The sequence below is a fragment of the Phnomibacter sp. genome (assembly GCF_036803085.1).
GTDB lineage: Bacteria > Bacteroidota > Bacteroidia > Chitinophagales > Chitinophagaceae > Phnomibacter.
The window spans coordinates 394,453-406,826 of the sequence record NZ_DAIRUZ010000001.1 but is presented as its reverse complement, the minus strand read 5'-3'; the positions used below and the strand labels follow the sequence as shown (position 1 = coordinate 406,826).

The window sequence follows — 12,374 nt, the reverse complement described above, 5'->3', positions numbered from 1 at the left end:
GGATTTTTTGTTGCTGCATATCGGGTGGGTTTAGTAGTATTGCTACATGCGTAAATCCATTTGTATTGGCCTGATGGCCATAATGCTGCCCGCATTTGCTCAGGCACAATTAGGCAGAACGCCACAAAAATTCACCCTCGACGATTCGTTACGGGGAACGCTCAACGCCAACCGTAGCTGGTGGGATGTACAACGCTACGATATTACCGTAACGCCGGATTATACCAGCGAAACCATTGTTGGTCAAACCAGTATTCGGTTCAGCAGTAGTAAGCCCGGCAAGCTGATGCAGATTGATTTGCAACAACCTTTGCTGATAGACAGCATTGTGCTCAATCAACAACAGCGCATTTCATTTACCAGAAAAAACAACACTGCTTTGTTGCAAATGCCTGCACAAATGCAAGCTGGTGAACACAACCTGCACATCTATTATCATGGTCAGCCACGCAAAGCCGTACGTGCCCCCTGGGATGGCGGCTGGGTATGGACCAAAGACAACAAAGGCCGCCCTTGGATGACGGTAGCTTGTCAGGGCTTGGGCGCCTCCGTTTGGTATCCTTGCAAAGACCACCAAAGTGATGAGCCTGATTTGGGTGCATCGCTTACGATGATTGTGCCTGATACACTCACTGCTGTTGGCAATGGCAGACTCACCAACAAAATGACCATGGGCGATAAAACGGCCTGGCGCTGGGAAGTAAAAAATCCCATCAACAATTACAACATCATTCCATACATCGGCAAGTATGTATCGTTTGAAGAACAATACAACGGCGAAGATGGTGTGCTCGATTGCAGCTATTGGGTGCTCGATTATGAACTGGAAAAAGCCAAAGAACAATTCAAACAAGTGAAGCCGATGCTTCAATGTTTTGAGCATTGGTTTGGCCCCTATCCTTTTTATGCCGATGGCTACAAACTCGTTCAATCATCGCACCTGGGCATGGAGCACCAAAGTGCCGTGGCCTATGGCAATAACTTTATGAATGGCTATCGTGGCCGTGACCTGAGCGGTACAGGATGGGGTTCCAAATGGGATTTCATTATTATTCATGAAAGCGGACACGAATGGTTTGGCAACAACATTACCAGCAAAGACATTGCCGACATGTGGATTCATGAAGGGTTTACCAACTACAGCGAAACCATATACACGCAATGCCTGTTTGGCAAGGCTGCCGGCGAAGCCTATGTACAAGGCATTCGCAAAAACATCATGAACGACCGGCCCATTATTGGTGAATATGGCGTAAACCATGAAGGCAGTGGCGATATGTATTACAAAGCGGCCAACATGATTCATACCATTCGTACGGCTATGCAAAACGACAGCAGTTTTCGGCAGCTGCTGCGGGGCATGTACAAAACCTATTATCATGGTACCACTTCTACTGTAGAACTGCAGGCATACATGCAACAGTTTGTGTCGTTTGATGTGAAAGCCGTGTTTGATCAATACCTGCGAACCACACAAATTCCGTTGTTGCAATGGAGCATCAATAGCGGACAGTTAAAGGTGAAGTTTACTGATTGTAACGCTGCATTTCGTTTGCCTGTGTATTTGCCTACCGGCAATGGACAAGGCGTTTGGAAAACCATACACGCCAATGAGTGGACAACAATAGCCACATCATTGAATGATGAAAACATCAGTAGTGAGTGGAATAAAAATTTGTATATCCGGTATCAGGATTAATCAATCCAACTGTGTAGGTGCAGCGGTAGCGGTTGTTACTTCTGCCATGCGGCGGGCACCAATAAACCGGCGGCTCCAATACTTGCTTTGCAAGTCGCCAATACTTACACCTTCGCTGCTGCTGGCATGTATGAATTTGTTGTTTTGCAAATACATACCCACATGGCTAATGCCGCCGGTAGTGTTGAAGAAAACAAAATCGCCTTCCCGCAGTTCATCCCGCTTAATGCCTTGCATGGCTACATACTGCTCTCGGGCAGTGCGTGGCAGCACCCAGCCAAATGTATATTCCGATATGACCTGCATGAAAGCTGAGCAATCAATGCCCTTTGTGGTTTTGCCACCATACCGGTAGCGGGTACCATACCAATCATCAATGTTTTTGTACAGCACCAGGTTCGATAATTTCTCTACCGATTCATTCAGCAGAATAGCGTATTTGAATTGAACGGGAATGAAATTTTCCAACGCTGTTCCCAATGTTTTTCCCAGGTTAAAATCAGGACTTTTTAAGGATGTTTCCTGACGACGGGCCGCCATCAAAATAGAATCGAAATTGCGGAGCGGTATGTCTCTTTCCAGCAGGCTATCCTTTATCTGAGGAATGGCTTGCGCCAAATTTACCCTTGGCGTTGCCTTTGGTTTTGCCTTTGCAGTGCTGGCTGGTTTCTTCTTGCTGATCGTTTTCTTTTGTGTAGTCGTTTTCTTGGGTGCAGGCTTTTTGGCACTGCTTTTTTGCTGTGCTTCGGCATAGCTACTGCAAAGCAGCAACATGGCTATCATACATAAAGAACACAATCGTTTGATCATCAACTCCATCCACACAAATTTAGCGAGGGGCAAAAATACCGGAAAATGCCTAGCGACCATCATCCGGCCGTCAAATTTGACAGTCATTGTATCAATAAAACCGTGCCACAATTGAGCCTCAACGGTTTACATTTTTCCTACAATAATTGTACGGTTTTGTGGAAAATGAAAGCCGTATCATCCGCCCTTTTACGCCAAATTTGACCCCTTGCATTGTGGTAGATAGTACAGAAAATTTGTAGCGTTATGCCTAGTTTTTCCCACCTCCATTGTCATACTCAGTATTCATTGCTCGATGGTGCCGCCAGCATCGATTCGCTGTACAAAAAAGCAGCGGCTAATAACATGCCCGGCCTTGCCATAACCGACCATGGCAACATGTTTGGCGCTTTTGAATTTGTGAGCCAGGCCTGGAAAAACACCCGTGTGGTGGGCAAAAATGAAGATGGCTCAGATAAAATTGAGCCGGTAGTAAAACCCATTGTTGGCTGCGAGTTTTATGTGGTGGAAAACATGCACCGCAAAACTTTTTCGAAAGAGCAAAAAGATGAACGCTACCATCAGGTATTGCTGGCCAAAAACAAACAGGGTTATCAAAACCTCATAAAGCTAACCTCGTTGGGTTTTATTGAGGGCATGTACAGCAAGTATCCGCGTATTGAAAAATCGCTGATTGAAAAATACCATGAGGGTTTGATAGCAACCACCTGTTGCATTGGCGCCTATGTGCCACAAACCATTTTGCACGATGGTGAAGAAGCCGCAGAAAAAGAGTTTCAGTGGTGGCACAATTTGTTTGGCGATGATTACTTTATTGAATTGCAGCGGCACAACATGCCCGAGCAAGACCAGATTAATGAAGTGCTGATGCGCTTTGCCAAGAAGTACAACGTTCCTGTAATTGCCACCAACGACAGCCACTACACCGATCAGGATGATTACAATGCCCACGACATTTTGCTCTGCATCAACACAGGTGAAAAGCAAAGCACACCCGGCTTTGATGACATGACGAATGATGAAGTGCACATGAAAAACCGGCGCTTCAAATTTCCCAACGATCAGTTTTATTTTAAAACGCCGGATGAAATGTCGAAGCTCTTCAGCGACATTCCGGAAGCGATAGACAACACCAACATGATAGTTGATCGTGTAGAAGTGTTGAACCTGAAAAAAGAAATCTTACTACCCAACTTCCCTATTCCGCCATCATTCAAGGTTCATGAAAGCGATGTGCTGAACCAATGGGAATTTCTGAAGCATCTTACTTACGAAGGTGCCATGAAACGCTATGGTGAAATTTCGGAGTCGACACGTGAACGCCTCGACTTCGAGTTGAACACCATTAAAATCATGGGCTTTGCCGGTTACTTTTTGATTGTAAGCGACTTCATTAAAGCCGGTCGTGATTTGGGTGTGTTTGTGGGCCCAGGTCGTGGTTCGGCAGCTGGTAGTGCCGTGGCCTATTGCATCGGCATTACCAATATCGACCCCATTAAATACAACCTGCTGTTCGAACGTTTCCTCAACCCCGACCGTAAGAGCATGCCCGATATTGATACGGACTTCGATGATGAAGGCCGTCAGCGGGTAATTGATTATGTGGTGGACAAATATGGCAAAGCACAGGTAGCGCAGATTATTACCTATGGTACTATGGCTGCCAAAATGAGTATTAAAGATGTGGCCCGTGTACTTGATTTGCCACTGGCCGATAGCAACGCTTTGGCAAAGCTGGTGCCCGATAAACCGGGCACAAATTTGGGCCGTGTGCTGAAAGCACCACTCACTAAAAAAGAAGGCGAAAAAAGCCTGGAAGAAAAAGAACAGCTGGCGCCGGAAGATATTGAGAACGTAAAACAGCTACGGGAAATATACAAGGGCACCGACATTAGGGCGCAAGTGTTGAAAGAAGCCGAACGTTTGGAAGGTTCTGTTCGCAACACAGGCATCCATGCTGCAGGTATCATCATTGCTCCGCAAGATTTGACAGAACTGATACCTGTAGCTACTGCCAAAGATTCTGATTTGTGGGTTACACAAATAGAAGGTAGTGTGATTGAAGAAGCCGGTGTAATTAAGATGGACTTTTTGGGATTGAAAACCTTGTCCATTTTGAAAACGGCCCTGGAACTCATCAAAGAAAATCATGGGGTAGATATTGAACCCGATAATTTACCATTGGATGATGCCAAAACCTATCAGCTGTATCAACGTGGCGAAACGAACGGTACGTTTCAGTTTGAAAGTACGGGCATGCAGAAATACCTGCGGGACCTGAAGCCCGACCAGTTTGCCGATTTGATTGCCATGAACGCCTTGTATCGTCCGGGCCCGCTGGCATACATCCCCAAGTTCATTGCCCGTAAGCATGGCCTCGAACCCATTGAATACGACCTGCCGGAAATGGAAGAATACCTGGCAGAAACCTACGGCATTACCGTGTATCAGGAACAGGTGATGTTGCTGAGCCAAAAGCTGGCCGGCTTTAGCAAGGGCGATGCCGACGTACTGCGAAAAGCAATGGGCAAAAAAGACCGCAAGACGCTGGACAAAATGAAAGGCAAGTTTGTGGATGGTGCCATTGCCAAAGGCATGGCGGCCGACAAACTGGAAAAGATTTGGACCGACTGGGAAGCCTTTGCCCAATATGCATTCAACAAATCGCATTCTACGTGCTATGCATTTGTGGCATACCAAACAGCGTACCTCAAAGCCCACTACCCCAGCGAATACATGGCGGCTGTACTCAACCATGCCGGTGCCTTGGAAAAAATCACCTTCTTCATGGAAGAGTGCAAACGCATGGGCATTAAAGTGCTTGGTCCGGATATCAACGAATCGAAGCAAGGTTTTGCTGTCAATAAAAAAGGAGAAATCCGTTTTGGTTTGGGTGGTTTGAAAGGAGTGGGCGAAGCTGCTATTCAAAGCATTATTGAAGAGCGGGAACAACACGGCCGCTATCAAAATGTATTTGATTTTATCAAGCGCATCAATCAAAGAACCGTGAATAAAAAATCGCTGGAAAGCCTCATCTATTCCGGTGCATTTGATTGCTTCGAAGACCTGCACCGGGCACAATACTTTTTTGTGCCAAAGGGCGAAAGCATGAACGGCTTGGAACGCATCATTCGCTATGGCAACCAACTGCAGCAGCAAAGTGCCAGCACCGCCAACACATTGTTTGGTAACCTTGCCGACAGTCTGGATGTGCAGCTACCTAAGCTACCGCCATGCGACCAATGGACATTGACGGATAAACTTGGTCACGAAAAAGATGTAACGGGCATGTTCATGAGTGGACACCCTCTCGATCATTTCCGATTTGAACTAAGGCATTATGGCGTAACGCCATTGGGTAAATTCAATGAATTTACTGAAAGTATCAATGAACAAGCAAGTCCGGGCCAGCCATTCAGATTGGCAGGTTTGGTGGTGAGTGCACAACATCGCACCACACGTACGGGCAGAAACTTTGCCATCCTTGCCATTGAAGATTATACTGGCAAAGCGGAGTTTGCCTTGTGGAGCCAGGACTATACGAAGTATGCGCAGTTCCTCAATATCGGCTTGAACTTATACGTGGTAGGCCAACACAAACCCCGCATGAAATACGGCCCCGACCAGCAGTTGGAACAGCAAGGTTGGGAGTTTAAAATATCGGGTATTTATTTGCTGGAAACCCTGCGTACCAGTACCACCAAACAAGTAGATATTCTTATTGAGCCATCTAATATTACCACACAAATGATTGGGTTTATGGAACAACAACTCAAGAAAAATGTAGGTGGTACCAAACTGAAATTTTTGGTGCGGGATAGCATCCGCAATTTTGATATTGAAATGATGAGCAGCAAAAGCTACAGTCTTAATGAAGAGATGGCTGACTATCTGCTTAACACAACTGAGCTGGATGTGAAAGTAACGATGACAGATTTAGGCTAATCAGTTTCCAAAAACAATCGTGGCTGGCATTACAACTGATGCCAGCCATATTTTTTTCCATAAGCAATCAACCATGCCACTACCCTGTTGTACGATTGTAGCCCTTGTGGCTGATTATTACTCCACAAGTAACGTTCATACATCCAATTAAGCCACTGCTGTGCCGGATGCTTGTGCGCCTGCACCCACTGCCGCATTTCTTTGCGATGCTGCTGCAACATGTAAGGCACTTCTTTGTACCGCTGTTTAGCCAAAACGCTATCTCTTACCCACATATCGCTTACAGCATAATCATGCATTTCGGCATAAGTGCTGTATTGCAGTAAAGCAGACGCAGATTGCCTTCCGGCTAAATAGCCAATCAGATTTGCTTCGCTTTCGCTACCAAAACCAAGTTGGTGCGCCATTTCATGACTTACTGTAAACGGCAGCGTAAATGCAAGTGCGTGAAAGTTTACCTGTGCTTCGCCAGTGAAGGGGAACAAATAACCACCGTAGCCTGTGTATGATTGTAAAGGCCCGAGCAGGTTGGGTTTCAAACTAGTGTGATGTAAGGCCAACCAGCCATATTGCTGTGAAGCATTTGTATACGCAGCAGTCACCATTTCATTGAGATGTAGCCTGTCTTGCGTTAACGATTGTCGTATAACAACGCTGTCTTTACTCAAAGAATGCAGCCGGGCATTCACTGTATTCAACAGCGTATCTACATCGGCAGTTGTATACACGTCGGGCTGCAGTTGAAGCAGATAAGCTGAACCTTTTCGGTAATAATTCAATCCCCAAATGCATTCAAATAAAATGTATGACCAAAGCATCCATTTCAACAGTTGTTGCAGTAAGTGCCTGAGCCAACCCAACTTTCCTGTGTAGTATTTTTTCTTACGCATTGCTTTTACAACAGTAGTAACAGCAATTATGATAAGTACAGCAATCAATACATCACCCACACTAAATGGCAACCAACCAAACAAAACCCGAAGCATCCAACCGATGTATGGGTAAATACCTTGTGCATAATAGGTTTCGATGATGCCGGGAAATTGCTGCAGCAACCAGATAAGCAAAACCAAAACAAGCGGTAATATCCATGCCCTGAGCTGTGGCGATATGGCTAACCTGCGTTGCATGAATAGAAAATCTTAGTTCACAAATCCCCAATAGATACCAAGGCGGAAAAACATGCCGGGTGTAGGATACAAAGGTGCTGCCAGATTGTTGTTGAGGAAAGAGAAGCCTCTGTTTATACTAAGTGCATTCAGGTTTTCGAGACGGGTAAACAATCTAAATGAACGGATCCGCAAATGCAAAAACGCATGTATGTCAGGACGGTTGCGAATGGTAGCAGTATCCTGCACCACCCACTGCCCGTTTATGGGGCTAAAGTCGTTGATGGTATAAGGTGTGAAATATCTGATTTCAACACCAGTACTCAGGTTGAGGTTTTTAAAAAACAACCCTTCATAAGCGACCCTGTTTTGTGCATACAACAGCGGCAGGTTTATAGCATCGCTGGCTTCTGTTTGCACATGCAGTGCAGCATGCCAGTTCCAATGCTTCGAGAGCTTGAAAGTTTTTGAAGCACCTACATGCAGCACACTTGTTAATGTAGCTTCCTGCTTAAATGTAGTGTACGTGTCCCAGTAGGTATAATTGCTTACCAAGTAATAGTGGCCAAACAATTGCATTTGCAAAGACGGCAAAAAATATTGTCCGCTGAGATGCGTCCAGTTTTCTTGCTTCAACTCACTATTGGTTTGATTGATAAAATGACTGAGTGTGTCAAATACAAAAGAAGGTGTACGGTTGGTATTTTGAAAACCCAAACGAAGAATGCCTGCTTTTTTACCCAGCAAAGTTTGCAATGAAACGTCTGCAGTGTAATCGCCGGCATTCAATCCACTGATGTACAATTTACCATTGGCATTAATGTCCCACTTTCTGTTGCGGGTTCGGTTTCTGTACTCACCCAGCACATACAGGTTGTTGTACTTGCGGCTGGTAGCACTATCAAACAATGCATTCAGCATTTGAAATGCTGCACCGAGTTTCAAAAACTGATCCTGATTATTCTTTTGCGGATACAAAAGAATGGCACCTTCATTGGTTACTTCAGTCCATTTATCATTTAGCTGTAGCAACGGATGCAGCTTATTTACACCAAAACGGTTTCGGTAAACATTAGCATACACATTGGTGGTCGACGTATCTGTAAGTGAAGCATCGGCATATCCAAATTGCTGTTGCTGATACAATAAATTGTGCTGTATCCGAAACCTGGGGTAAAACAGTTTGGTATATGTTGAGTCTTCTACGTTTAGTACAGAATCCTTTTGCCCAAGGTCGTATTGCTGCCGGAAAAAAAACAGGCGTTGCTGGTAGGTATGACCTGTTCTTACACTGGTGGCAAAAAAGTTAGTACTAAGATCCCCATCGCCCCCCAGCCATGTGGGTATATTGAAGCGTTGGTTATAAGCCGTATTGGTAGATGTTAAGAAAGTATCAGACACAATACCACCATTGGTAGCAGATCGGTTACGGTTGGTAATGTAAATGGCATTGCCACTGTAGCGACGGTTGCGGGTAGCAAAGCCTGTAGCCAATCTGATATTACTATGGCTAGTGTTGTTGTTTTTCAAATTGCCCGGCGATCCCAGATAGCGAAACTCAAATGAAGCATTCCAGGTAGGAGAAATGTTTTGTGTATGCAGTGCCTTAATGGTTTGCTCAGATCTTGCACCCAGCAAATAATCAAGTTCTGTGTAAGGCCGTGTTGTTTGAAAAATTCGTGTGCCCTCTACAGTATACTTGTATTGGTCGTATGCATGAAACCCCGGATCAAAGCCAGGCCTGAGATTAGGGCCAAACAACAATGACTGTGAAGCATTACCCAGGCTGCCTAAAAACAATTGGTCTTTTTGCAAGGGAAATCGGTTCGTAAACTCTCCGACAGTAGAGTCGAGAAAACGCACCCTGCTGCTATCAAACATTCTGAAAAAGATGGTGATGGAGTCTTCGTTATTATCCCTTTGCTGCAAACTATCGCCACCCTTCATTTTGTTATTGCCCATTGGCCGGCCTTGCGGGTCGTAGCGCAAATTGCTACCCGGCCCAGAAGGACGTTGAGCCCAACCATCAGTATGCCCCAGCACCAGCAAGGCAAGTACCAAAGCGCATAAACTCTTCAGTGTATGAGTGACGTTTGTTTTCATTTTACCAAAGCTGCAGCTTACAATGCAGCTATTATCCCTTTGAAAATAGCCGTCATTTTTGGCTCTGCAGCAGCAGCAGCTTCCAATACTTCCTGGTGAGTGATGATATTATTTTCTTCCCGAATGCCAAGATCGGTAATAACACTGATGGCAAAAACCGGGAGATCCATGTGGCGGGCTACTATCACTTCTTGCACAGTGCTCATGCCTACTGCATCGGCACCCAAAATGTGCAGCATTTTGTATTCTGCTTTTGTTTCGAAAGTTGGGCCGGTTACGCCTACATATACACCTTCAAAAACCGGAATGCTATGCGCCGCAGCTACCTGCTGTGCTATGTTAATGAGTTCTACACTGTATGGTTCACTCATATCGGGAAAACGTGGGCCGAGTGCAGCCTCGTTGGGCCCAAGCAGCGGGTTGTGGGCAAACAAACTGATGTGATCGTTGATAATCATGAGATCGCCTACTGCAAAAGCCGGGTTCATACCGCCTGCAGCATTGCTCAGCAACAGCGTTTCAATTCCTAAGAACTTCATTACACGTATAGGAAAAGAAACATCGGTAGATGAATAGCCTTCATAAAAATGAAAACGGCCAGCCATGCACACCACGGTTTTGCCTGCCATTTTTCCGAAAATCAATTTACCACTATGGCCTTCTACTGTAGACACGGGAAAATGCGGAATATCCTCGTAAGGAATCTCACATTCTACCGTCATGTTTTCTTTAAAATTTCCCAGACCACTGCCCAGCACAATACCTGCTACTGGTTTTTCACTGTAATATTCTTTAATCACCGCTACGGTGTGGTTCAACTTTTCGATAAGAGACGTCATATAGGTTGATTATTTTAATATAGAAGTTGTAGCCTGTTGCACCAATACAGATGCGTTAGCCGGTTGCTGCAGGCATTGTAAAAAAAGTTGCATTCCTGCTCTCTTTTCCTTGGTGAGCAAGTAATGAACATTTACAGTAAAATAATGGAGTAAATCATACGCCGGAAAAGGATAGGATGCGGCAATGCTTTCCAGCTCTTGCATACCTGCAGCATTGGCAGCGTTGAAGCTGGCAATAAAATCTTCGGATAAAGGTTTATTGGCAATCCATGCTGCAAATACAAAGGGCAGGCCCGTCCATTGCAACCATGCTTCAGCCAAATCGAAAATATAAGGATAATGACCTTGCATACTCAGCGCCCTGTCGCCAATAACAACTGCCGCAGTGGTGCCACTCACCTGTTGCTCAAAACCGGGTGTGGCGGGTACAAACTGCACGGGTTGTTTCCAAAAATGCTGGAACAATAACTGCGCCAATGCAACAGAGGTTCTGCTTTGATAGTCGAGTAGTACCGTTTCAATCTGTTCCATGGGCACTTCGCTAAATACACATACAGAAGCTACTTTGCCATGAGCGGCGATACCGTAATCGCCAATGATATGACCATTTGGCACTAACGGCAGCACGGCCACGGGCACCAGCCCCACATCCACAGTACCGGCAATAAGCTGAGCAGCTACCGCACTTGGGTAGTCTTTCATCAGCTCAATTTTACCTTGCAAGGCGAGGCTGTTTAATCCATACAATAAAGGCAATGTGTTGGAATAGCTAACGGCGCCAACTTTTACAATACTGCTGTTATTCAAAGTGTTTTTTTTAGCGAAGTGGGCAAAGTTAAGCGTTGAGTCGCCAACAAAATGTAGTTACTTGATTACCTGCAAGCCAGTAGTTTCATTTAACAATTTGCCTGATTTTTTCACCAATCATTCAACGTGTATTTCTATTGGATAAAAAGAAGAACAATATTACGATGCTGCAACAACGATTTTGTATCTTAGAATCACTTTATTATCCTAAAAATCACCACAATAAAGTCGCAGCCATCAGCCTCATTGGCTGTGAATACACAATATTATGTCACTCCAATACAGCATTCACCACGATGGCCAAACACTCCGTTCGGAAGCTACGGGCCAACATGCCAGTTTTCAGGAAGTACAAGAGTATTTGATGGCGGTGGCCATGTCGGCTATGCAACATCAATCCCGCTTTGTGCTGTGCGATGAAACAGAATTGTATCACAACATTGGCATAGCAGAAACTTACCGCCTGGCTGAGCAGTTGGCGCAATTTGCCCAATATGAAATTCGTGTGGTGCTTATTTGCAACGAACACACATTTGAACGGGCCAAATTTTATGAGGATGCCGCAGTAAACAGGGGGATGATACTCAAAGTTTTTTTGACAAAAGAAGATGCAGAGCAATGGCTCTTCGGTGAGCAATAATATTCTGCGGTTTAATTGGCATTGATATTGGCCACCACTTTTGCCTTTAATCTTTTTCCGGCGTTAAGTGCCTTGAAAAAGTCTCCGTAAAAAGCGGCACTGTCCACATTCAACGCTATTACAGGTGTATCGGCTTTGTTGGCCATCATGCGTTGCAGTTCTGTTTCCAGGCTGTCTGCCGAAATAGGTTTTTGCATCAGGTACATTTGCCTGTTCTTATCAATGCTCACCACAATTGTTTGCTTCACCTTGGTATCATTTTTACCACGGGGTGTATCTACCTTCACCACATTCGGGTTGGCCAGCGTACTCACAATTAAAAAGAACAACAAGAGGATGAACAGGATATCGTTCAACGCTCCGGTGTGTACTTCTGCATGTGATTTAAGTTTGCGGCGAATATTCATGAAAGCAATTGAAAA

General features: G+C 45.0%; 9 protein-coding genes. 3 read left to right on the top strand and 6 right to left on the bottom strand.

The features are described from left to right. Positions 1-46 precede the first annotated feature (46 nt). On the top strand, positions 47-1,699 hold the full coding sequence (locus V7Q13_RS01695; RefSeq protein ID WP_333798948.1) for a M1 family metallopeptidase: 1,653 nt from the start codon (positions 47-49) through the stop codon (positions 1,697-1,699). Here V7Q13_RS01695 and V7Q13_RS01690 read toward each other — a convergent pair whose 3' ends face one another. Then, entirely contained in the window at positions 1,700-2,518 is an 819-nt protein-coding gene (locus tag V7Q13_RS01690) for a C40 family peptidase (RefSeq protein WP_333798947.1), read from the bottom strand. 237 nt (positions 2,519-2,755) lie between these two features. On the opposite strand from V7Q13_RS01690, the gene dnaE reads away from it, so the two are divergent. Then, positions 2,756-6,454 (top strand): DNA polymerase III subunit alpha, encoded by a 3,699-nt coding sequence (dnaE, locus tag V7Q13_RS01685; protein WP_333798946.1) that lies wholly within the window; start codon positions 2,756-2,758, stop codon positions 6,452-6,454. A 29-nt stretch (positions 6,455-6,483) separates the two neighbouring features. Here the strand turns inward: dnaE and V7Q13_RS01680 are convergent, their stop codons facing one another. Genes V7Q13_RS01680 through V7Q13_RS01665 form a run of 4 tightly spaced genes read right to left on the bottom strand, consistent with a single transcriptional unit; the run spans position 6,484 to position 11,312 of the window. Next, positions 6,484-7,584, bottom strand: coding sequence for a DUF3810 domain-containing protein (locus V7Q13_RS01680; RefSeq protein ID WP_333798945.1), 1,101 nt, complete (start codon positions 7,582-7,584; stop codon positions 6,484-6,486). A gap of 12 nt (positions 7,585-7,596) precedes the next feature. Beyond that, positions 7,597-9,666: a putative porin gene (locus V7Q13_RS01675; RefSeq protein ID WP_333798944.1), complete on the bottom strand. Its 2,070-nt coding sequence runs from the start codon at positions 9,664-9,666 to the stop codon at positions 7,597-7,599. 17 nt (positions 9,667-9,683) lie between these two features. Further along, positions 9,684-10,505: a purine-nucleoside phosphorylase gene (locus tag V7Q13_RS01670; protein ID WP_333798943.1), complete on the bottom strand. Its 822-nt coding sequence runs from the start codon at positions 10,503-10,505 to the stop codon at positions 9,684-9,686. A gap of 9 nt (positions 10,506-10,514) precedes the next feature. After that, a complete protein-coding gene (locus V7Q13_RS01665) occupies positions 10,515-11,312 on the bottom strand; it encodes a menaquinone biosynthetic enzyme MqnA/MqnD family protein (RefSeq protein ID WP_333798942.1) in 798 nt (265 codons plus the stop codon). A gap of 268 nt (positions 11,313-11,580) precedes the next feature. On the opposite strand from V7Q13_RS01665, the gene V7Q13_RS01660 reads away from it, so the two are divergent. Then, positions 11,581-11,952, top strand: a complete 372-nt coding sequence (locus V7Q13_RS01660) for a hypothetical protein (RefSeq protein ID WP_333798941.1) — start codon at positions 11,581-11,583, stop codon at positions 11,950-11,952. Positions 11,953-11,963: 11 nt separating this feature from the next. Here V7Q13_RS01660 and V7Q13_RS01655 read toward each other — a convergent pair whose 3' ends face one another. Next, the gene (locus V7Q13_RS01655; RefSeq protein ID WP_333798940.1) at positions 11,964-12,359 is read right to left on the bottom strand and encodes an ExbD/TolR family protein; all 396 of its coding nucleotides are present in this window, start codon (positions 12,357-12,359) and stop codon (positions 11,964-11,966) included. Between the last annotated feature and the right edge of the window lie 15 nt (positions 12,360-12,374).